The 22,160-nt window shown below is 57.7% G+C and carries 16 protein-coding genes and 1 pseudogene; 16 read left to right on the top strand and 1 reads right to left on the bottom strand.

Going from position 1 to position 22,160, the window contains the following annotated elements; all coding sequences use genetic code 11:
- Positions 1 to 1,479: trimethylamine methyltransferase family protein (locus EOA24_RS05640; RefSeq protein ID WP_127409659.1), on the bottom strand; the 1,479-nt coding region annotated here is incomplete at its 3' end.
- 293 nt (positions 1,480 to 1,772) lie between these two features.
- Between EOA24_RS05640 and EOA24_RS05635 the strand changes: the two are divergent.
- The 16 genes and pseudogenes from EOA24_RS05635 (at position 1,773) to EOA24_RS05555 (ending at position 21,811) form a co-directional block, all read left to right on the top strand.
- A pseudogene (locus EOA24_RS05635) lies at positions 1,773 to 2,699 on the top strand (IS630 family transposase).
- A gap of 1,651 nt (positions 2,700 to 4,350) precedes the next feature.
- On the top strand, positions 4,351 to 5,385 hold the full coding sequence (locus EOA24_RS05625; protein WP_206516851.1) for a thiamine pyrophosphate-dependent dehydrogenase E1 component subunit alpha: 1,035 nt from the start codon (positions 4,351 to 4,353) through the stop codon (positions 5,383 to 5,385).
- A gap of 23 nt (positions 5,386 to 5,408) precedes the next feature.
- On the top strand, positions 5,409 to 6,365 hold the full coding sequence (locus tag EOA24_RS05620; RefSeq protein WP_206516850.1) for a transketolase C-terminal domain-containing protein: 957 nt from the start codon (positions 5,409 to 5,411) through the stop codon (positions 6,363 to 6,365).
- On the top strand, positions 6,358 to 6,597 hold the full coding sequence (locus tag EOA24_RS05615; RefSeq protein WP_164762741.1) for a biotin/lipoyl-containing protein: 240 nt from the start codon (positions 6,358 to 6,360) through the stop codon (positions 6,595 to 6,597). The genes EOA24_RS05620 and EOA24_RS05615 overlap by 8 nt, the downstream gene beginning before the upstream one ends.
- A gap of 135 nt (positions 6,598 to 6,732) precedes the next feature.
- Positions 6,733 to 7,476: an SDR family oxidoreductase gene (locus EOA24_RS05610; RefSeq protein WP_126080629.1), complete on the top strand. Its 744-nt coding sequence runs from the start codon at positions 6,733 to 6,735 to the stop codon at positions 7,474 to 7,476.
- Between the two features lie 128 nt (positions 7,477 to 7,604).
- Complete coding sequence (locus tag EOA24_RS05605; RefSeq protein WP_126080630.1) at positions 7,605 to 8,675, top strand: 2-oxo acid dehydrogenase subunit E2; 1,071 nt, start codon at positions 7,605 to 7,607, stop codon at positions 8,673 to 8,675.
- A gap of 391 nt (positions 8,676 to 9,066) precedes the next feature.
- Complete coding sequence (locus EOA24_RS05600) at positions 9,067 to 9,840, top strand: SDR family oxidoreductase (protein ID WP_126080631.1); 774 nt, start codon at positions 9,067 to 9,069, stop codon at positions 9,838 to 9,840.
- Between the two features lie 818 nt (positions 9,841 to 10,658).
- A complete protein-coding gene (locus EOA24_RS05595; RefSeq protein WP_126080632.1) occupies positions 10,659 to 12,686 on the top strand; it encodes a CocE/NonD family hydrolase in 2,028 nt (675 codons plus the stop codon).
- A gap of 306 nt (positions 12,687 to 12,992) precedes the next feature.
- A complete protein-coding gene (locus EOA24_RS05590) occupies positions 12,993 to 14,576 on the top strand; it encodes an ABC transporter substrate-binding protein (protein WP_126080633.1) in 1,584 nt (527 codons plus the stop codon).
- Positions 14,577 to 14,591: 15 nt separating this feature from the next.
- Complete coding sequence (locus EOA24_RS05585) at positions 14,592 to 15,530, top strand: ABC transporter permease (RefSeq protein ID WP_126080634.1); 939 nt, start codon at positions 14,592 to 14,594, stop codon at positions 15,528 to 15,530.
- 1 nt (position 15,531) lies between these two features.
- A complete protein-coding gene (locus EOA24_RS05580; protein ID WP_126080635.1) occupies positions 15,532 to 16,425 on the top strand; it encodes an ABC transporter permease in 894 nt (297 codons plus the stop codon).
- The gene (locus EOA24_RS05575) at positions 16,422 to 17,435 is read left to right on the top strand and encodes an ABC transporter ATP-binding protein (protein WP_126080636.1); all 1,014 of its coding nucleotides are present in this window, start codon (positions 16,422 to 16,424) and stop codon (positions 17,433 to 17,435) included. The genes EOA24_RS05580 and EOA24_RS05575 overlap by 4 nt, the downstream gene beginning before the upstream one ends.
- Positions 17,432 to 18,436, top strand: coding sequence for an ABC transporter ATP-binding protein (locus EOA24_RS05570; RefSeq protein WP_126080637.1), 1,005 nt, complete (start codon positions 17,432 to 17,434; stop codon positions 18,434 to 18,436). The genes EOA24_RS05575 and EOA24_RS05570 overlap by 4 nt, the downstream gene beginning before the upstream one ends.
- Before the next feature lie 803 nt (positions 18,437 to 19,239).
- Positions 19,240 to 19,731: a transposase gene (locus EOA24_RS05565; RefSeq protein WP_127409658.1), complete on the top strand. Its 492-nt coding sequence runs from the start codon at positions 19,240 to 19,242 to the stop codon at positions 19,729 to 19,731.
- Positions 19,728 to 20,072 carry an IS66 family insertion sequence element accessory protein TnpB gene (tnpB, locus tag EOA24_RS05560; RefSeq protein WP_126102165.1) on the top strand — a complete coding sequence of 115 codons (345 nt, stop codon included), beginning with the start codon at positions 19,728 to 19,730 and terminating at the stop codon, positions 20,070 to 20,072. The genes EOA24_RS05565 and tnpB overlap by 4 nt, the downstream gene beginning before the upstream one ends.
- A gap of 44 nt (positions 20,073 to 20,116) precedes the next feature.
- Positions 20,117 to 21,811 carry an IS66 family transposase gene (locus tag EOA24_RS05555; protein WP_127409657.1) on the top strand — a complete coding sequence of 565 codons (1,695 nt, stop codon included), beginning with the start codon at positions 20,117 to 20,119 and terminating at the stop codon, positions 21,809 to 21,811.
- Positions 21,812 to 22,160: the final 349 nt, after the last annotated feature.

The raw sequence follows: 22,160 nt of genomic DNA, 5'->3' as shown, positions 1-22,160 counted from the left end.
GCGGACGGAAGGGTCCATCGGCGGCTGCTCGTAGCTCGCGATGATTGCTGTCGCCTTCTCCCTGCAGCGCTGTGCCATGTCCTTGGAACCTTTGACCTTCCACTGCTCGTAGCTTAGGTAGTCGAGGATCTCCGGCGCGATGAACGCGTCCTTGAAGCGCTTGAGCGTGAAGGAATCTCCGAGATAGTGGCCGCCGGGTCCGATGCGGCGGACGGCTTCGAGCGCATCCTCGAAATATTCGAATGATATGCCCCGCGCGTATTTCTCGATGAGCAGGTTCTGTTCAGCATCGGCGATGAACTTCGCCATGCAGCACACCAGACCGGCTTCATCCCAGCCGCCGGCATGCATCATAAGGTTGGAGCAGGCGCTGGCGCCGGACATGTAGGCGATGGCTGATTCATAACCGGACTGGGCATCGAAGGTTTTGGCGGAGGATTGAGACGCAGTGGTTCGCCACGGCACGTTATAGCGCCTTGCCAGTTGTCCGATGACGGCGTTGATCAGAGTAACTTCCGGCATGCCGGACATGGGGGCGCCGCTGCGCATCGACACCGAGACGGAATATTGACCGTAGATCATCTTGGCGCCTGGCGCGGCAAGCTGAGTATAGGCCAGCGCGGCGAGCGCCTCCGCATTCAACTGGGCGATCGTGGCGGGGATGTCGGCGGGAGTGTTGGCGGCGCCGAGCACGAATGGAGACAGCAGCACGACCTGGTTCGCGTCGGCGAAGGCGCGAAGCCCTTCCAGCATGGTCGAATCCCAGACAAGCGGCGAGTTGCCCGACACGTGACCGATCATCACCGCGTTCTGATCCATGAATGCCTTGCCATGCACGATCTGGCCCATCGCGATCGAGTCGTCGGCACGTTGCTTTCCGGTCGTCAGACCGAAGAAAGGCATGTTGGTTTCCACCAGGCTCGAATGATTGATGTGCAGATGGCGCCATGGCACGGCGATGTCGGTCGGCTCGCAGGTGAACCCGCCCGCGATATGGAAACCGGGCAGCATCTGGGTCAGCCGGTTCATGTTCCGGAGATCCTCGATCGTGGATGCGCGCCGCACGCCCTGAAGATCGCGGATGTTTGGCGCACCCTGCATGACGCCGAAAGTCATTGTATCTGGCGCGATCTCGAAACGCTGTGACGGATCGCGAGACGTCATTTCAAAACGGGAAGGGGCCTTGGAGATGAGATCCATGACCATGTCGGCCTCGAGGCGAACGCGGTGTTCACGGACATCCGCCCCCGCCTCTTTCCACTGCCTGATCGCTGTCTCATCTCTGAATTCGATCCCGATCTCGCGTAGGATCGCCAGCGAAGCCTGATGAATGCGCTCAAGCTGTTCGGCGTTGACGGCCTCCACAGGTCGAATTCCGTACTTGATAGTCGAGACACGCGGCCTTCTTTCAGCCTCCCGTGCCGCAACCACCGAAGACCGGCCTCCGCGGCGTCGGTTTGCGGGAACGTCAGTGTCCATTCAGAGCCTCGCCCGCGATAGCGGAACGACCGGCGTCCCGCATTAAAACACTCGTGGCCCCGCCGTCTAAGAAGGCGTGCCGGATTTGTATCTTGCTGATGATAGGCGCGGGCAATAGCCTTGAGAATGCGCAAAAGGTTTCGCTAGTCTTAAACCCACTTTATGTCCAAGTCCCTCGGGCGAAAGCTTTTTGCGATCCCATCACACCACTAGAGCAGTTCGCGTTTTATCTGATTCGGGATTCCCAAGGATGAGCAAATCAGATTTGATGTTCTGACCGTTGGAGGTCGGGACTGACGAAGGCTTATTCGATGGATCTTCGGGAGCGAGCACTGGCCCGACTTGAAGAGGGCGAGACGAGCCGTGAGGTAGCTGCGGCTCTGAGGGTGGCGGTGTCGAGCGTGATCAAGTGGGCGGCGCGCAAGCGTCGCCTTGGCAGTGCGGCACCTGGCAAGATGGGCGGTCACCGGCCCTATCTGATCGATGGGAGCATCGTGCTTTCGTCCTGGGCTAGGTCGAGCGAGATGCCAACGTGACGCTTCATCAGTTGACGGCGGCACTGGCTGAACGTGGTCTCATCATCCACCCTGCGAGCGTCGGTCACTTCCTGCATCGCGAGGGCAAGAGTTTTAAAAAACCCATTCTGCCGGCCGAGCAGTTCAAGCCCAAGCTGATGCGCCGGCGAGCGCAATGGATGCGCTACCAGACCCGCATTGACCCTACGCGCTTGGTCTTCCTGGATGAACCATGGGTCAAGACAAACATGGCGCCATTGCGCGGCTGGGGTGTGCGCGGCAAGCGGCTGATGGCCCACGCACCATATGGCCATTGGAAGACCATGACCTTCATCGCCGCGCTACGCCATGATCGGGTTGGAGGCGCCTTGGGTCATTGACGGCCCTATCAATGCGCAGGCCCTCCGTGCCTATGTCGCAACCGAGCTCATCAAAGCCCTGAAGCCGGGGGACATCGTCATTCTCGACAATCTCGGTTCCCACAAAGGCCAAGCCGTCCGCGATATCGTCAGAGCTGCTGGGGCGCGGCTCTTCTTCCTGCCGCCCTACAGTCCAGATCTCAATCCAATCGAGAAGCTGTTTGCTAAGCTCAAGCACTGCATCCGACCGTGCCGCCAAACGATCACAACGCCATCGCCCACACCCCAGGTCAGCCCAAACGAATGCAACAACTACATGGAAAGCGCAGGCTATAAGTCAACCTAAATGCGAACTGCTCTAGGACTGCAGAACCTGTGGACGTCGTTCCGCTATTCCTCTCGTGCCGTTCGGACTAATGCTGCCCGGGCCGGCCGCGTACGGTCGTTAGGCTCCCCCTTTCCAGGCGCGTATGGGATGGACTTTCGCGATCCCTCGCTGCGGGCATCGTGTCAGCGCAAAAATTGAATGCTCCTACGAGCGGCTTTAAGCTTGTCATGAAGATGGTCTATGTCGGGCAGCAATCTTTCGCCTGTCAAAGCACTAGCGTCTGGAATAAAGAGCGGCTGATTGCAGTAGAGTTCTTCGAACAGGCCTGAGAATTGAACCATCTGACCAGGAAGTGGCATTCAAATCGCGATTGCGGCGTGGTTGCTTGCGCATTCCGTGCCCTCATTGGCAAATAGCCGTTTGGACGGACAATTGAAGGTGCGCCCATGCATCGGCACGATCGACCTCGGAGCGTTTCTATCACGACTCGCGGCTGTTTGAAGATGTCCTTGGGTAAATTATGAACAAGGGGAAAGGTTCTCGACATGACGTTGCCCGATCAGTTCAAGCGCACTGTAGTCATTGCGGTGGATTTACATGACTGCATCGAAGCGGATGGGGCATGGTCGATCTACAATCGAGAAGAGCTGCTGCGGAGTGCCAAGACAGCTCTCCGATGCATGCCGTGCAGCGGGGCTGCCTATTGTCTATACACAGAATTGGTATGATCCAAGAGGAGTAGACGCGCTACGTCACGAGGCTTTGAACGGCGGACGCCCATCACATAGCGTCGGGCAGGCTGCCGAGATTCATCGTGGACCTGAAACCGGAAGCTAGCCTTGTACGAAAGCAGCGTCCCAGCGCGTTCTACAACACGAATTTGGAGATTTTGCTGCGCCGATTGAATGCGGACCATCTTATAATGTTCGGAGCTTAAGCGAGGTTTGTTTGGAAACGACAGTGTGAGACGCGATTTCGCGCGACTACCGCATCAGGATTTTCAAGGATGCCTGCGGCACCGCGACTGAACTGATGCATATGACGCCATGCTTGACTTGGCCAACTGGCTTTACGCAGGCTCGGTGATCACCGCGGACAACCTAAAGAGGGCTCTGGAGGGTATGCCAACAAGGATTGGCGCTTCGATAGGCCCACTGCATTTGCTTACACACTGGAAAACGTTAAATCCTCTCTACAGCTCCCTTTGAGAGAGACGGCCTCTCAATTGGAAGCCTTTTAAGCAGGCCTATCGCGAAGCCAACCGCCGGCGCGTCAGCCGATCCGGGCAGTAAAAGTTGGGTGGACAGAACTGGGCGGTCAGTTCACGCCGCTGCTGCATAGGGAGGAACCCGGTTCGCGGCACTGCTACAGTTGCCTTTCAGGTTCTGTCATGTGCGGATCTTAACGCGTCACGTTGAGTTCGCTGGCCGCGTTCTCGTACTTCATGCGCGGCCACCGGTCCACGGCGAGAAGCGATTACCTCGGGTGAAGATTGTGAGGCTTGATATCAATCAGGTCTATACCCGACGCCATCCTTTCAGTCTACGAGACGCCCGGAATATGGTTTATTCGAAAAGAGTTATTCTGGGCTTGCGTGCCGCGACAATCTTGGTCGGCGATAGGTATCGAGTAGCCACATCGACAACGGGTTTGACCGGAGTAGATCAACTTGGAACACAAAATAGAGGCGTCGACGTCTAACATTATGCCTGCTCAATTCGCGAGAAGCTTGTATTACGACATGGCGCGTATCAGGCAGTTTGAGAACCGGGTCGTCACCCTAGTCGATGACAACGAGATCGCCGGCGTATGTCACGAGTACAGCGGGCAAGAGGCGGTTGCGGTTGGTATTTGCGGCGCACTCACGACTTCAGACATCGTCACAAGTACCCATCGAGGGCATGGCCACACACTGGCGAAGGGCGGCGACGTTGGCAGAATGTTTGCTGAGCTGCTCGCGCGAACGGGCGGATACAATAAGGGTCGCGGCGGATCCATGCACATTGCTGACGTCGGGATTGGAATATTTGGGGCGAATGGTATCGTCGGCGCTGGAGCCCCTATAGCCTGTGGTGCGGCTCACAAATTCAAAGCTGCTCGCGAAAACCGCGTTGCTGTTTCATTCTTCGGCGACGGAGCAATCAACCAAGGGGTCCTCCACGAGGCGATGAACCTCGCGGCGATTTGGGATCTTCCTGTCATTTTCGTCTGCGAGAACAATCAGTACGCGATCTCGACGCCTCTCAAAGAAGTCACGATCCTAGACCCTTACGTTCGCGCCCAATCCTACGGAATGCCTGGTGTGTGCGTCGATGGCATGGACGTCGAGGCCGTTTATCACGCTGCTCTCACTGCTACGGAACGCGCTCGGACCGGCAAAGGCCCAACGTTCATTGAGTGTCAAACCTATCGCTACTTTGGGCATTATACAGGCGAGCGTCACATGAAGATGAACTATCGATCTCAAGAGGAAGTCGATCGCTGGAAGTTGCGGGACCCTATCAAGATCTGGGCGGCGCGTATGATGGAAAGTGGCTTGTGCGCTCAAGAAGACATTGAAGCTATCGATGCCGAGGTCAACATTGAGATCGATCGGGGCGTCGAGTTCGCTAGGAGCAGCCCCCCGCCGAACCCGGCCGAGGCTCTCGATTGCATGTATGCCGTGCCGTATCCGAACACTCCGGCATGGGGAGTAGAGCCGTGAGACAGCTGAGATTTCTTCAGGCCATGAACGAAGCCTACCATCAGGCCATGGGGGCAGATGAGAGTGTCATGATTATCGGGGAGGACATTCGAGGTGGAATTCGCGGTGAGACGAAAGGCCTCCATGGCGCTTTCGGCGATCTCCGCGTACTCGACACACCCATTTCCGAGGCAGCGTTCACCGGCTTCGCTACGGGGGCGGCTTTGGCCGGTTTGCGCCCAATCGTTCAGTTTCAAGTTCCCTCACTGATTTACGTCGCATTCGACCAGCTAGTCAATCAAGCGGCGAAGATGCGATTGATGTTAGGAGGTCAAGCAAATCTTCCAATCACTTACACGCTTATGGTGTCTGGATCGCGGGGTGGAAACGCGGGCCAGCACTCAGACAATCCCTATCCGTACCTCCTACACGCTGGCTTCAAGGTTGTTTGCCCTTCGAATGCCTACGACGCCAAGGGCCTCATGATCCAGGCGATCCGCGAAGACGACCCCGTCGTTTTCATAGCATCAGCCATGTCGCTTCCGCAAAAGGGTCCGGTGCCGGAGGAAATCTATGCCGTCCCTTTCGGTTGCGGTGACGTTAAGCGTGAAGGATCCGATGTCACAGTCATTGCTATCGGGCATTTAGTGCCCGAGGCTCTAGCTGTCGCTGAGCGCCTCGCCCAGGAGAAAAACATCAGCGTCGAAGTGTGGGATCCTCGGTCTCTCTTGCCGCTTGACAGGGAAGGGCTGTTGAAGTCCGTCAAGAAAACTGGCCGCGTCGTAATCTACGACGACACGAACCGTACTTGTGGGTTCGCCGCCGAATTGAGCGCAATAATAGGGGAGCTGGCGTTTTCATCTCTCAAGGCCCCGATCAAGCGTGTCACGCGAGCTGACGTTCCTATGCCGTTCAATCTTGCGCTCGAAGCTGCTGTTCTGCCGAAGCCGCAGCAACTGGAAGACGCGATCTTAGCCGTAAGGAGCTATGCTCATGTTTGAAGTTCGTATCCCGAAGATGGGTGCATCGACGGTCGAGGTTGATCTTACGAAGTGGTATGTTTCGGTCGGCACCTCGGTCGTTCCGGGTCAGATTCTAGCCGAAGTGGAGTCGGAAAAAACTAACATTGAGATAGAGGCGGAGACCGCAGGCGTGGTTGCCGAAATCCTTGTTGATGAAGGGTCAGCGACGGAAGTCGGAATCGTCATCTGTCGCATCAACACCGGGCAGTAGAAAAGAATCACGGTTCGTTACTTATCTGACTAAACTTCAGAACCTCCGGCGATTTAAGTGCCACTCCTGGCTGCTTACGTCTGCATACCCATTGGTTAGTATTCGGAGTCAACTGCTCGTTGCTGTAGGACTACCATGACGCGGGACAAACGCTTCGAAGGCAAGACGGTTTTGATTACTGGTGGAGCTCGAGGTCAAGGTGCGGCGGAAGCCGTCCAAATCGCAACGGAGGGAGGGCGGGTTGTCATCGGCGACCTCCTAGACGAGCAGGGCGAACAACTTGCAGCGACTATTGGTGAAAAAGCGTCATACGTGCATCTCGACGTCACTAGCGAGCAAGACTGGCGAAGCCTGATCCGCTGTCTGGAGGGGGAGGGGACGGGACTTCATGGTCTGGTCAACAACGCGGCGATTTATGAACCCGTGCCAATGAGGGATTCGAGCGTCGCGCTCTTCGAAAAGCACTTCCGTGTGAATCAGTTGGGTTGCTTCCTCGGTATGCGGGAAGTCTCACCTCTGATCGAGGCATCCGGCGGTGGCGCAATAGTAAACATCTCGTCTGTCGCCGGGATGCGCGGAAGTCGAACTTGTATGGCCTACTCCGCGACGAAATGGGCCCTTCGAGGCATGACAAAATGCGCGGCCCTAGAGCTTGCGCCAGCAGGAATCCGCGTCAATTCTATCCACCCCGGGTGGGTGGAAACCGACATGCTGCTCGCCGAGGATCCGTCCGACAGAGAGCGCCAGTACGCGCTCATTCCGCTCAAGCGGGCCGGGACGGTCGACGAGGTGGCCGACCTCGTTCTCTTCCTGCTCTCGAACGAGAGCCGCTACATTACCGGGGCGGAGATCGCGATCGACGGAGGACTGTTGCTGTGAGCATTTGAGCCTTCTTAGCCCCAACATCCGTTCAGCTCGAAGATTTTTCCGCTTCGTACCCCAAGCAGAGCAGCCCGAACCCGCAAACCGCTAGCCCGCTAGATACCTCAAAAGCCACAGTAGAGCCGATGCCTATCAACGTCAGAATGCCGGCCTTCGTTTCCGATATGGGAGCAGCCACCATTGTAAAATGGATGTTCAACGAGGGGGACGACATAAAGGCCGGAGATGTTTTGGCTCAAGTATCAAGCGGTAGCGATACAGGAGAGATCAAGGCCGCTGCCGGCGGTACTCTGGAAAGGATTGTCGTTCCGGAAGGCGCTAACGGTCTAAAAGTCAGGGACCTGGTCGCCGTTCTTGCCATAAAGACTGAAGCTGGTTCGGTTGCCGCAGCCCCTGGACAACGGTCCGACGCGCCTGGAGGCCCTGCTCCTGCAGCGTCGTCTGGAAGCAAAGGTGCCAAGGACGACGCTGTTCTTAAGCTGTTTGAGGGCGGATCATATGAACGCATACCTAACGACGGGATGCGAAGGACGATTGCACGTCGTCTGCTGACCTCGAAGCAAACCATTCCGCATTTCTATGTCGCAGTGGATTGCGAGATCGATCAGCTTCTAGGACTGCGCTCCCGACTCAACGGTGCGGCGCCTAGGGCCGCGGACGGACTGCCGGTCTACAAGTTGTCCGTCAATGACATGGTGATAAGGGCCTTGGCGCTTGCGCTGCGTGACGTTCCGGACGCGAATGTCTCCTGGACCGAGGGCGCTATTCTTAAACACCAGCACGTCGACATAGGGGTAGCTGTCTCGATCGCAGGCGGTCTGATCACGCCGATCATACGCAAGGCTGAACAGAAAACACTTCAAGTCATTTCCGCCGAGATGAAGGACCTCGGCAAACGCGCGAGAGATCGCAAGCTAAAGCCTGAAGAATATGAAGGCGGCACGACATCGATCTCGAACATGGGCATGATGGGGGTCAAAGAGTTCGCTGCCGTGATCAATCCCCCCCACGCTACGATTCTGGCAGTCGGTGCGGGCAGACAGCATGTAGTCGTCAAGAGCGGTTCAATGGCCATCGCAACGGTGATGAGTGTTACCCTTTCCATCGACCATCGCTGTGTGGACGGCGTGCTCGGAGCAAAGTTGCTGCAGATATTTAAGAGCTATATTGAAAATCCTATGAGCATGGTCGCCTGAGCATGAGGTCCAAGTTTGGCAACTAGACGCTTGCGTTATGGCCGGCGAAGGTAGCGTATTCGCGATCTTGCGCATGAGCGGCTGGACATAAGCTGGGTTTACGGCCAGCGAATCCTTTTGCGCATTCTCAGGACAATTGCTGGCGCCTATCATTGCAAGCCAATTGGCCAGGCTGCCTATACGGGTTGTTTCTGCGGCAGAATGTTGATCCCTGTCGGACGGTGCTGGACAATGTCATTCCGTATCCGTGTCGCGGGGCCGTTTTAGTGATGATAGCCGGCAGAGTGGCACAGACCCGCAAAAGCAACAACGGGCGCCACCCGTATCGGGATCATGATCCCGGTCAATTTATTGGGGCGAGGCCAACATACAAACTTGGATCAAAGGCAGCATGGATTATCTGAAGAAATTCGACCTGTCCGGCAAGCGTGCAATTGTAACCGGAGGGGGGCGCGGTATCGGGCTTGAAATCGCTCACGCTCTCGGCCAAGCGGGCGCGTCAATTGTCATCGCGGACTTGGACGCGAATAGCGCTGCTGCCGCTGCGGCCAAACTCGCATCATGCGGTATCGCGGCAAGTCATCGCGGCATCGATGTGGCAAAGCCGGATGCGGTTACGGCGCTCGCCGACGAACTGAATGCCGAACAGCCGATCGACGTCCTTATTAACAATGCCGGTATAGCCCGGATAACCGAGGCCCTCGACACTTCCGACGCGGACTGGCTGGCAACGATGCGGGTCAATTCGGATGCTGCATTTTGGTGTGCGAGGGCCTTTGGCCGGCACATGATCGCCCGTCGCTGGGGCAACATCGTGAACATCGGATCCATGTGCGGCATGATAGTGACGCAGCCACAGAACAACACCGCCTATATTACCAGTAAGGGCGCCATTCACATGATGACGAAGTCGCTGGCCTGTGCCTGGGCAAAGCATAATGTGCGAGTAAATGCGGTAGCTCCAGGATATGTTACAACAGAGATGACAATTTCCCCGAGGAATGAAAGCTCATTTCAGTATGATCGATGGTTAGAGCAGACTCCGCTGGGAAGAATGGGCGAGTCCCATGAAGTTGCATCCGCGGTGCTGTTTCTTGCCAGCCCTGCATCAAGCTATTGCACGGGAGCCATCCTGTCCGTTGATGGCGGCTATACATGTATGTGAGCGACGGATAATTCATTGGAAGTGACTAACTGCCGCGTCAGTAAGATGTCACTTCAGAATCAATATAAGCGTATCGATTTGGGGGAGTGGAATGTTGGTGCAGGTGCGTCGGGTGCGGAGCCACCTAAGAGCTTAAAATCGTGGCGTGAAGGATAACTTGGACGTTCGGGTTTTAGAGAGAGATCTCGTTGGGGAAAACGGGCCATGGCCTGCTATTTGGCGCATTAACCGCCGCTGATCCGCCTGCATCCGCCGGCCGGTCGCGGTTGCGGGAAGAACATCCGCTGGCTGGCCGGAGTCAAATAAAGTCGTATAGCCGGACGATGCGTGACGATCCTGCGCAACCGCGGAATACGGATCTCCATTGCGAGATTTGTCGGGCTATCACTAAAGGCTGAGAGGTGCCCCAGATAGGCTGATGGGAAGTTGATGGCAAACTAGGCTCGGTGAGGCGACCGGTCTCACGCCACCATGACATCCCGCCGCTCGGGTGTTGGGCCGAGCCTTGACGCGCTCCATGCGAGAGCCAAGTTGACCTAAGTCTGCGCGAAACCTGTCACTCGGGACTAAGGCTAGCGAGCGCAACGTTTGATATGAATCGGCTTTATGCCAGTCGCGAGCTTTTCAGTCTGCGACTCTTCAGCCTCGTCGTCTATTCGAGGTGAGGACGAGGACGGCGCTCGCAACTTGGTCGCCGGTCCCCCTTCGACGAACACGGGTATCCCTGCCACCGCTTTTGTTCCAGCAGGTTACCCGCCGCCTTCTTGCTGAACCTCAAGGGCAGTTCGGCAAGCGCGAACGCATATGAGGATTGGACCATGGATGACATCCGCGTTGTTACCGACTTCCCCCGCAAAGTGCGCGAGATCGAGAATGTCTGGATCCCGATGCCGGACGGGGTAAAGCTCGCTGCCCGCCTCTGGTTGCCGGAGGACGCCGAGGCGGACCCGGTCCCCGCCATCCTCGAATACCTGCCCTATCGAAAGAGGGATGGGACTGTGGAGCGCGACCAACTCACCCATCCATACTTCGCCGGGCATGGCTATGCAGGTGTGCGCGTGGACATGCGCGGTTCGGGTGATAGCGAAGGGGTCTGCAGGGGCGAATATCTCAAACAAGAGCAGGACGACTGTCTTGCCGTGATCGAATGGTTGGCGAAGCAATTATGGTGCTCAGGCAGTGTCGGTATGATTGGCATCTCCTGGGGCGGGTTCAACAGCCTTCAGGTTGCTGCCCGCCGTCCGCCAGCCCTCAAGGCGATAATCTCGCTGTGTTCGACCGACGATCGATACCGGGATGAATGTCACTATTTCGGCGGCGCGCTTATGTGCGAAAATTTGATGTGGGGGGCAGCGGCTTGGGCGATTGCCATGACCCCGCCCGATCCAGCTCTTGTGGGAGAACGCTGGCGTGAGATTTGGGAAGAGCGGCTCAACGGCAACGGGATCTGGCTGCAAGACTGGTTCGCGCACCAGCGTCGGGACGATTTCTACAAGCATGGTTCTATCTGCGAGGACTATTCCAACATCGAGATTCCTGTCTACGCGGTGGGTGGCTGGGCGGACGCCTATCCCAACGCCATCTTGCGCATGCTCGAGAACCTGCCGGGACCTCGCAAAGGCCTGATCGGCCCTTGGGCTCATAAGTATCCTCACATCGCCATGCCCGGGCCTCGCATCGGCTTTCTCCAGGAATGCTTGCGCTGGTGGGACCAGCATCTTAAAGCCATCCACACCGGCGTTGAGGACGAGCCGATGTTGCGCGCGTGGATTCAGGATCCTTTGCCCCCCGCCGCCATCTACGACGAGCGGCCAGGCCGTTGGATCGCTGAGCCTTCCTGGCCGACGGCGAGCATTGTCGAAAGACGGCTGTCGCTCTCACCGGGACTTCTTGCCGAAGGAGATGGCAGTGATGCTGTTCTTACGATCTGTTCACCGTCCACTTCGGGGCTATCATCCGGTGTTTGGTGCGCGTATGGCGCAGTGCCGGACCAGCCCATCGACCAGCGCATGGAAGCCGGAAACGCCTTGGTATTCGAAACCGAGCCTCTTCTGGAGGAGGTAGACCTTCTCGGCTTCCCCGAGCTTGAGGTAACCCTCTCTTCCGACAAAGCAGTGGCAATCCTATCGGCCACGCTTTCGCTCGTGTTTAAGGACGGCTCGGCCACCCGTGTGAGCTATGGCATTCTGAATTTGACCCATCGCCACGACGACCTCGATTTGAAGCCAATGACGCCCGGTAAGGCTGAAGCAATACGCCTGAAGCTGCGGTCTTGCGGGCAACGCTTTGAAAAAGGGCAACGCATAAGGCTCGCCATCGCCACCAGCCATTGGCCTATTGTCTTTCCTAGTCCAGAGAGGGCAAGTCTATCAATACATTGTGCGGCCAGCAGGCTTATCTTGCCGGTGCGCAAAGCGAATGCCGTAGACTCCAAACTTGTACCGTTTCTGAAGCCAGAGAGTGCTCGGCCGATGGCAACAGAGACTATTAAGCCTGGTAAACCTTTCTGTCGCGAGGTAATCACCAACCAAGCCACGGGCGAGACAACTTTCCGGATGGCGAGCGACGCGGGGACCGTGGTGCATCCGCACACCGGAATGGTCATTTCGGCTAAGCACAGTGACACACTTACCATGCATCCCGACGATCCGAGCTCGGCGCGCGGAACCTCCAACTGGGAAAAGTCGTACGCCCGCGGTAACTGGAACGTGCATATTGCGCTCTCGGCCACTGTCCGCGCGCTGCGCGACGTATGGCGCATCGAGACACATATCGTGGCGAAGGAAGGCGACAAGCTTTTACTTGAACGAGACGACGTCAAGGAGTTCGCTCGGGACTTAAACTGACCGGTACTGGTCCCGCTCGGCCGGGGTTCAAATGTCGCTTTTTACAACGAGATAGTAGGTATTGACGCGTTCCAACCAGCAGTGAGGTTCACGCCATCTCCGCAACTTCTGAAGGAAAGAGTGCTGCGTCGGCAACTAGGCCGAGAGCTCATGACATAAACAGAATTTATGCCTGACGGTATCTTTTCCGCCTGCGGCTTGGCTGCCCCATAGTATATTCCAAAGAGAAACACACCCGAGCAAGGAACGCGGGCGCCGCGGCCACGGCAAGACGCCTCGGCAAGTCGCTCGGCAAGGGGAACAGCCATGGAGGACATGATGCAAAGTGTAAGCCGCCGCACCTTTCTTAGGGCAGGAGCCGCGCTAAGCGGTGGCATAATCTCTGCTGGCATGCCCTTGTCTCAAGTCATCTGGGCGGCCGAAGGCAAGGTGCTCGAGGTGCGTTCCAGTGGAGACCTGGTCACGCTGGATCCCGCTTTCCTCGGGCAGGCGGCGGAAGTAGACCTAACAAACTGTATCTATTCAAAGCTCACGCGATATAAGCCCGGCACCGAATGGGGCTGGGAGTTAGAGGCTGCAGACAAGATCGAGCAGGTTGATCCCACGCATATCCGATTTCGCCTCAAGAAAGGCATAAAATTTAGTGGCGATTACGGCGAGCTGACGGCCAAGGATGTTAAGTTCTCTTTCGAGCGCGTCATCAAGCTCAATTCACCCATCAAGCCCCAATGGGGCTCGTTAAATCACGTCGAGGTGGAGGACGACTACAGTGGTGTTATCGTGTTCAACGCGCCATTTGCGGCTGTTTGGCTTGTTCCGCTGCCTTATGCCGTCGGCCAAATCGTTTCTGAGGCTGCGGTAAGGAAAGCCACCAAGGACGGCGGTAATTTCGGTGTGAAGCCGCCAGCATTCTCAGGTCCCTACGTGCTGGCTGACTGGAAGCCCAACCAGTACGCACTTCTCACGAGAAATCCGGACTGGTCAGGCCCCAAGCCGGGCTTCGACGAAATCCGTATCCTGCCTATTCCGGACGCTAAGGCAGCGGAACGTGCTTATCAGGCGGGCGACGTCGATTTCACCGTAGTCGGTTTGGACTCTCTCGCGGCGTTCAAGAGCAATCCGCCCGCCAACACGGAGATCGCGGAAAGGGCATCGACCCGTTATACATGGATCGGCATGAACATGGATCATCCCAAACTGAAGGACATAAATGTCCGCAGGGCGATCCAATGGGCGATCAATGTACCACAGGTTTTAGATACCGCGTATGACGGTCAGTCAATTGCGGCCACGGGTATTATTCCTCCAGGTATCGTTGGGCATCGCGCAAAGACTCTGGTTCCGCCGGAAGGTGATCTCTCAAAAGCCAAAGAGCTTCTCGAGAAGGCTGGGGTAAATGGTTTGACATTGAGCCTCGACTGTACAAACGACAGCCAGACTTCAGCCATAGCTCAGACGGTGCAGGCACAATTGTCCCAAGTCGGAATTTCTCTGGTGGTTAATGCCCGAGATCCCGGGACATTCTGGTCACTCGGCGTGGAGTCTGAGGGAGACAGCTGGAAGGACGTGCAGCTCTTTATTATGACCTTCTCCGGACTGCCGGATCCGTACGACTACGTGACTTGGTTCGTGCAAGATCAAGTGGGTATATGGAACTGGCAACGCTTCCGCAGCCAACGCTTTGACGAGCTAAACGCTAAGGGACTGTCCATTAACGATCCCAACGAGCGGGCAAAGGTTTACGAGGACATGCAGGACTTGATGGAAGATTCTGGCGCATTTCGGTTCCTGACCAATGAGACCAATCCAATCCTATATCGGAAGACGCGAATGAAAGCGGCGATGCGCCCAGATGGAACCCCATTATATATCGATTTCCAGCCGGCTTAAGCTTGAGCGTGAACTGTGTGGATCTATCTACTGAAACGCGTTTTCCTCGCGGTCGCCATTACGGTGATCGCGGTGACCCTTGTGTTCATGATGATCCATGCGGTGCCTGGCGACCCAGCCGTTGCTCTGCTAGGTCCCCGCGCCACGCCTGAAATGATAGCGCACCTTCATCGGGAGATGGGGCTGGATAAGCCGCTTGCCGTGCAGATCGTCATTTTCTTCGAAGGGCTGCTGCAAGGCAATCTTGGTTTTGATGTGTTGAGCCAACGTCCGGTTGCGGACATAATATTCGAGCAACTTCCTTATACTATCGAACTAATCTTCGTCTCGATTTTGTGGGCGGTGGCGATTGCGGTGCCGCTCGGTTGTTATTCGGCCATGAGGCGTAATTCTGTCATCGACCAGATCGTCGCGATCATGGCAGTCGCCACGATCGCGATTCCTTCGTTCGTCATGGCTGTCTACGCACTCCTGATCTTCGCTGTCACGCTCCATTGGTTACCAGCAGTCGGAGCCGGACAGGGTTTTTTGGACGGCCTTGTTCATCTCATTCTGCCAGCCTTCGCCGTCGGGATCGGCTGGGTTGGATACATCTCCCGGCTGGTACGGGCATCCATGATGGAGATCCTGGGTGAAAACCATGTGCGAATGGCCCGTTCCTTCGGCATTTCCGAATGGCGCATTGTTTTGCATTACGCGCTGCCGCTTGCGATCCTGCCGACAGTGACGATCCTCGGCGTGGGCATAGCGTGGTTGCTTTCGTCAGCTGTCTTTATCGAGGTCGTTTTCGCAAGACCAGGTATCGGTGCCTTGATTGTACAGGCGGTCAACACGCGCAACTATGCAGTCGTAATAGGGGCCGTGCTAGTCACCACTGTTGTTACTGTCTTGGCGACGACGGCGTCCGATCTGATCGCTGCCTCTCTTGATCCTCGAACCCGCGAGAAACTTTAGCATGGCGAGCCTTGAAGCGCTCCGCGGCGAAACTGGCCCAGAGCTAGCACCCGGCAGCTTCCGTAAGACGGTGCGGCAACTGCGCAAGAACCGTCTTGGCGTCCTTGGAGCCGCGCTGGTCGCGATCGTTTTCGCAAGCGCGATCTTCGCCCCGATCATCATTACACATGATCCGACCCGCATCATGGTGGGGCCGCGCTTGGCGGACCCGTCACTACTTTTTCTTCTGGGCACCGATCAACTGGGCCGCGACACATTCTCGCGCGTCATGATGGGCGGCCGCGTCCCGCTGCTTGTCGCCTTCGCCTCGCTAGGCAGTTCGCTGGCAGCCGGCCTCGTGCTTGGTCTGATCGCAGGCTTCGGACCGAGGTGGCTGGACAATTTGCTCCTTCTTTTATTCGATACGATCCGCTCCTTTCCGGGCATCATCTTCGCGTTGGCGATTATCGGCTTACTTGGACCCAGCCTGGCCAGCATGATTTTTGTTATCGCAATCACCTCTATGCCCATTTATGCACGGGTCGTGAGGACCCAGACAGAGGCGCTACGCAACAGTGAATACATCGCCGCAGAACGCACTCTGGGCGCTGGCACGATGCGCATCCTGGCAGTGCACGTACTGCCTAATGTTATCGGCCCGCTTCTCATCCTCGTGAGCATGGACGTGCCCGCGGTAATCGCGGTGGAGGCCGGTCTCAGCTTCCTTGGTTTGGGCGTACGTCCACCCACGCCCGATTGGGGAGCAATCCTCAACGACGGCTATAATTACATCCAGCAGACGCCGTGGCTTGTGGTTGGCGGTGGTATTCCAATCGTCCTCGCAACGCTGGGCTTCACATTCCTGGGTGAGGCGCTACGCGACATGTTCGATCCAAAGCTGCGGAAAGATCTATGATACCACACGATCGGTCATCGCAATCGACCACACCCCTCCTGGAGATACGTCACCTCCATCTTGATTTCGGGACACCAGAGGGGCGCATTCATGCACTGCGAAACGTGTCGCTTAATGTCGCAGCCGCAGAGGTGGTCGGCGTTGTCGGCGAAAGCGGATCTGGAAAGTCGACGCTTGCGTATACGGTGATGGGTCTGCTTTCGGAAAATGCCGATGTCACAGGTGGCGAGATCCTGTTTGAAGGGCGAGACCTGCTGAAGATGCCGGCTCAGTCGCAGCGTAGCCTGCTTGGCGATCGACTTTCCATGGTTTTTCAAGATCCAATGACTGCGCTTAATCCTGTGCGCACCGTTGAGAACCAGATGATCGACATCCAGCACCACCAGCAAAAAAGCCGGAGTGAAAAGCGTGCTCGTGCCATCGACATGCTACACCGGGTCGGAATTCCGGATCCGCAAAACCGGATCGGGGCCTATCCGCACCACTTTTCCGGCGGCATGCGTCAGCGGATATGTATAGCCATGGCGCTGCTTGTAAAACCCGTGCTCCTCATCGCCGACGAGCCGACGACTGCGCTCGATGCGACACTTGAAGTCCAGATCATCCATCTGCTCAAAAATCTCCAAAGGGAGATCGGTTGCTCCGTCCTCTTCGTATCCCATCATCTTGGAGCTGTGGCTGAGTTGTGCGACCGGGTCGTCGTCATGTATGCCGGCGAAGTGGTCGAACAAGGCGATGTGCGCAGCATATTCCGCAATCCCGCTCATCCCTACACCCGCGCCCTGCTTGAGTGCGACCCGGGGCGGCTTAAACGAACCACACGCACATTGCCGACCATTTCCGGCGAGGTGCCCAGCCTCCTGGGCTTGAAGAAGGGGTGCATCTTCAGCGCGCGATGCCCGCAGGCATATGATCGCTGTCTCGAGGAACAGCCAGTCGATCGCCCGATCAGCCCAGGGCAGACGGCACGATGCCATCTGCTCGAAGAAAATCGACTAGTTTCGGCATGAGTGCCCTTGTCAGTGTTCGGGACCTCTGCGTCCGCTTCCGCACGATGGGGCCGCTTAAAGCGCTCGCGACCGGGACAAATGCGCCTTTCATCGACGCGGTATGCAGTGTTTCTTTTGAAATTCACAAGGGTGAGACGCTGGCCCTTGTCGGCGAGAGCGGCTCCGGAAAATCCACCGTCGCTCGCACGATGATTGGCCTGCAGCGGGCGGTGAGCGGCAGCATCAGCTTCGATGGGCAGGAACTCACGGACCTCAGTGCGGTAGAACGCAAGCCCTACTTGCGACGCATGGCGATGACGTTTCAGGATCCGATCGGTTCACTTTCGCCCAGGCTGACGGTGCGATCGATCTTGACCGAGCCTTTCCGCATCCATGGGCTGAAGGATCGCGATTTAGGAGCTGAAGCGACGCGCCTCCTGCGGATGGTGGGCTTGCCGGCCGATTTTGTTGGCCGCTATCCTCATCAACTCTCCGGTGGTCAAGCCAGGCGCGTCAGCGTGGCGCGCGCCCTAGCGCTCAATCCGGACTTGATCATCGCCGATGAGCCGACCGCGGGCTTGGATGTCTCGGTGCAAGGCGAGGTGCTAAATCTTCTCACTCGCCTGCAGGACGAACTAGGCATCGCGATCCTGATAATCACGCACAACCTCAATGTAGTGCGCCACATAACTGACCGCATGGCAATCATGTATCTCGGCCGCTTCATTGAAGTCGGCACGACGCAGAGTATTTTCCATCAGCCAAGCCATCCCTATACCGAAGCGCTGCTTGCGGCCAATCCCGAACCGGACCCAGACGCAGTGCTCAACAGGATTGAGCTCAAGGGCGAAGTGCCAAGCGTGATGTACCGGCCATCCGGCTGCGAGTTCCACACCCGGTGTCGTTACGCTCAAGATCGCATCTGTGGCCGCGTCGCTCCCCCATCCTCAGTGAGCCTGCAGGACCCGGAGCACAGCTTTAGATGCCATTTCCCGTTAAGCTCCAAATCGTTGACCTGCTGAACGTTCATCCCTCGCGGAAACTGGGGGCCGATTTGTTTAAAATCTTGGCTGGGCTTAGGCAATTTGTCAGGCGCGAAGCCTTTCATCAGCGCAACAGACCGCGGGTCTGGCGTAATGCATTGGCATTCCATGGCGAGCAATTGGGGTGTTCCGGCCGAACAGCCGAACCCGGCGATTGCGACGGCGTAACATAAAAACGGGGTGGCCTCGAGGGCTTCGCAACTGGGGAACTGCGGTTGGTGGGCACCCTCGGCAGGCGTCCATGGTTCAGCTGTGCCGCACAAGCAGTGCCCGGTTCGCGCGCCCTATGAGGGTACGGCTTATGGGGGTAAGGCGGAGGCGCCCACTGTTCCCGCCGGCGCGCTAATAACGAATGGGGCATCAACATCATGCTGCGCATCAAATTCAATGATTGAATCTGGCATCCAGGGACCGATAACCTCGGGCAACCGGTGTCCGTGTCCGCTATGTAGTAAGCGCCTATGAAGTGGCGGCGCTCCTCTACACGTATTTCGCGAGCGCCGAATCGTTCTGGCTTAGAATAGCGGTCCTGGAACGCTTCTTGTTGGGACGAAAGCCACAGATGTCGCTCAGCCCGAAACTGGCTTGCAATCGAGATATAGTGGGGTTCCATCTGGGCGCATTGCCGCCTGCACCTTCGTTGTGCGATACACGACGGGAGTGGCCCCGTGGGTCAGGAATCGGAAATTCCCCGGATTCTTCCGTACGCCTACGCTGAAGGCCGCCTACTGACGCGTACCTTGTGGCGTTAGTGTCCGCTTAGATTAAGTGGACACTTAGCAATGAAGTATCTGGCTATGGAGCCGCCGTCGAGGGTGGAGGCGAGCGCGCCCGCGGCTCTTGCGCCGCCGGCGGCTGCGGGCCGACGGCGGACGCGCCGCTCCTGGACGGTCGAGCAGAAGCTGGCGATCGTGGGTGAGGTGCAGGAGTCCGGTGATCCGGTGGCGGTTGTCGCGCGGCGTCACGACATGAACGCGAACCATTTGCACATCTGGATGAAGCAAGCCCAGGAACGGACATTGGGTGGCCGATCCGAGACCGCACCAATCGCCTTCATTGACATGGGTGTGGTCGGTCACAGTGTGCGCGATGTGGAGGCGGAAGAGCTGGCTCCTGCGCGATCGCACTCCGAGGTGCCGGCTACCAGCCAAGCGGTGTCTGCCGATGGCCGGATAGAAATCGTCGGCGCAAACGGCCGGCGTGTGATCGTTGACCGCACTGTCGACGTAAGTGTCCTGATGCGGATCTTGCAGGGCCTGGAAATGCTGCGATGATCCCGACAGAAGGCGTGCGCGTGTGGCTGGCGACAGGCTACACCGATATGAGATGTGGCTTTCCATCGCTGGCGCTACGGGTGCAGGAGGTCCTCAAACATAATCCCCTTGGAGGCAACCTGTTTTGCTTCAGGGGGAAACGCGGAAATTTGTTGAAGGTCATCTGGCATGATGGCCAAGGAGCATGCCTGTTCACAAAAAGGCTTGAGCGCGGTCGCTTCATCTGGCCAACAGTTGAGGGCGGAGTAGTGACAGTATCTCCTGCGCAGCTGAGTTATCTGTTGTCTGGGATAGACTGGCGAAACCCTCAGGAAACATGGCGTCCAACTCGGGTTGGGTAGCATTTTTTAATTGAAAATACAAGGAAATGTGATTCAATCGGCGCATGACTTCGCAGCCGGTTGATCTTCCCTCGGATCTTGCCAGCGCCTATATGGCGCTGCTGGCCGAGCGTGAGGCGCTGCAGGCTGAACGCGATGTGGCTGTCGCGGATGCTGCCAACTGGCAGGCTGAAGCCGCCAACGCGCAGGCCATGCTGTCCGACAACGAGGCGCTGATTGCGCATCTCGAGCTGCGCATCGAGAGGCTGAAACGCGAACTCTACGGGCAGCGCTCCGAGCGCACGGCACGGCTGATCGAGCAGTTGGAATTGCAACTCGAAGACCTCGTCACCTCGGCGACCGAGGATGAGCTTGCCGCAGCCGCCGCGGCGGCGAAGACCCAGAGCGTGCGTTCCTTCACGCGCAAGCGGCCAGTGCGTAAACCCTGGCCAGAGAATATCGAGCGCGAGCGCGTCGTCATCGAGCCTCCGACTGCCTGCGCCTGCTGCGGCGGATCCCGGCTGTCCAAGTTGGGTGAGGACGTGACCGGAACGCTGGAGGAGATCCCGCGCCGCTTCAAGGTCATCGAAACGGTCCGGGAGAAATTTACGTGCCGGGATTGCGAGGCGATCACCCAGCCGCCGGCGCCATTCCATGTCACGCCGCGCGGCTTCATCGGCCCACAGCTGCTGGCGACCATCCTCTTCGACAAGTTCGGCATGCACATCCCGCTCAACCGGCAGAGCACGCGCTTCAAGTGCGAAGGCATCGACATGCCGATCTCGACCCTGGCCGATCAGGTTGGTCATGGGACCTTTGCCCTCATGCCGCTCTTCAAGCTGATCGAGGCTCATGTGTTCGCGGCCGAGCGCCTTCATGGTGACGACACGACGATCCGCGTCCTGGCAAAGAGCAAATGCACAACAGGCCGTATCTGGACGTATGTGCGCCACGATCAGCCATTCGGCGGCGCCGCGCCGCCGGCGGCGGTCTATTACGCCTCGAGCGACCGACGTGGTGAGCACCCACAAAAACATCTGTCCCGGTTCGGCGGCGTCCTTCAGGTCGACTGTTATAGCGGCTTCAATCCGCTCTTCGATCCGAAGCGGAAAGAGCAGCCGATCACGCCCGCATTCTGTTTTGCGCATGCACGCAGGGGATTCTTCGAACTGGCCGACGTCGAGAAAAATGCCCGCGAGGGCAAGAGGAATGGCAAACCGATCTCCCCGACGGCGCTGGAGGCCGTCAAGCGCATCGACGCGCTCTTCGACATCGAGCGCGCCATCAACGGCCAGACAGCCGCTGAGCGGCGCGCCGTGCGGCAGGAAAAGAGCAAGCCGCTCTTCGATGACATGCACGAATGGTTGCTGCGCGAGCGCGGTACCTTCTCGCGCTCTTCCGACGTCCTGAAGCCGATGAACTATATGCTGTCGCGCTGGGCCGACTTCGCACGCTTCCTCGATGACGGCAGAATCTGCCTGACCAACAATGCCGCCGAAAGGGCATTGAGAGGCGTGGCGCTCGGAAGGCGTGCGTGGACATTTGCCGGGAGCCAGCGCGGCGCCGACCGGGCTGCCGTCATGTTGACGTCCATCACCACCTGCCGCCTGAACGACGTCGACCCAAAAGCCTGGCTCGCCGACGTTCTCGCACGGATCTCTGATCTGCCAAGTTCCCGCCTGCACGAACTGCTGCCCTGGGAATGGAAAAATCTGCGCGACGCCGAGAAGCTGGCCGGTCAGCAGACCGCCGCGGCCTGAACTGATCGCATCACCATAACGACCACTACGGGCCCACGCGACGCTTCATTCCGCGGCCTTCAGCGTACGCATACCTCAACTGCGACCCGCATCCGTATCTTTTCGGTCATCGGCGCAGCCACCGCGCAGAAACTTCCCCAAGCGAGCAAAACTGACGGGTGCCGGGACCGCGACCCACCTGGGGGCCTTCTGTTGGTCTAACTCAGACCTCCGAGCTTCAACGCGACCCGGTCCTTCAGCGGTACCGGCCCCGATGACATCAGCTCTCGCCATAGCCGGAACTTCTCAAGCAGTCGTGGCTGCGGCAGCGTCTTCAGCTTCGGTTCTGGTTACGAGCACACCTGTACAC

The organism is Mesorhizobium sp. M2A.F.Ca.ET.039.01.1.1, assembly GCF_003998035.1.
Lineage (GTDB): Bacteria > Pseudomonadota > Alphaproteobacteria > Rhizobiales > Rhizobiaceae > Mesorhizobium.
The sequence above is the reverse complement of the archived record's forward strand: the minus strand, read 5'-3'. Positions and strand labels throughout refer to the sequence as shown.

Excerpts from the sequence above, each read along its gene's own strand:
- EOA24_RS05565 (WP_127409658.1), top strand. The coding sequence starts at position 19,240 with ATGAAGTATCTGGCTATGGAGCCGCCGTCGAGGGTGGAGGCGAGCGCG.
- EOA24_RS05555 (WP_127409657.1), top strand. The coding sequence starts at position 20,117 with ATGACTTCGCAGCCGGTTGATCTTCCCTCGGATCTTGCCAGCGCCTAT.
- EOA24_RS05615 (WP_164762741.1), top strand. The coding sequence starts at position 6,358 with ATGTTTGAAGTTCGTATCCCGAAGATGGGTGCATCGACGGTCGAGGTT.
- EOA24_RS05570 (WP_126080637.1), top strand. The coding sequence starts at position 17,432 with ATGAGTGCCCTTGTCAGTGTTCGGGACCTCTGCGTCCGCTTCCGCACG.
- EOA24_RS05610 (WP_126080629.1), top strand. The coding sequence starts at position 6,733 with ATGACGCGGGACAAACGCTTCGAAGGCAAGACGGTTTTGATTACTGGT.
- EOA24_RS05590 (WP_126080633.1), top strand. The coding sequence starts at position 12,993 with ATGGAGGACATGATGCAAAGTGTAAGCCGCCGCACCTTTCTTAGGGCA.
- EOA24_RS05605 (WP_126080630.1), top strand. The coding sequence starts at position 7,605 with ATGCCTATCAACGTCAGAATGCCGGCCTTCGTTTCCGATATGGGAGCA.
- EOA24_RS05620 (WP_206516850.1), top strand. The coding sequence starts at position 5,409 with ATGAACGAAGCCTACCATCAGGCCATGGGGGCAGATGAGAGTGTCATG.
- EOA24_RS05580 (WP_126080635.1), top strand. The coding sequence starts at position 15,532 with ATGGCGAGCCTTGAAGCGCTCCGCGGCGAAACTGGCCCAGAGCTAGCA.
- EOA24_RS05595 (WP_126080632.1), top strand. The coding sequence starts at position 10,659 with ATGGATGACATCCGCGTTGTTACCGACTTCCCCCGCAAAGTGCGCGAG.
- EOA24_RS05575 (WP_126080636.1), top strand. The coding sequence starts at position 16,422 with ATGATACCACACGATCGGTCATCGCAATCGACCACACCCCTCCTGGAG.
- tnpB (WP_126102165.1), top strand. The coding sequence starts at position 19,728 with ATGATCCCGACAGAAGGCGTGCGCGTGTGGCTGGCGACAGGCTACACC.
- EOA24_RS05600 (WP_126080631.1), top strand. The coding sequence starts at position 9,067 with ATGGATTATCTGAAGAAATTCGACCTGTCCGGCAAGCGTGCAATTGTA.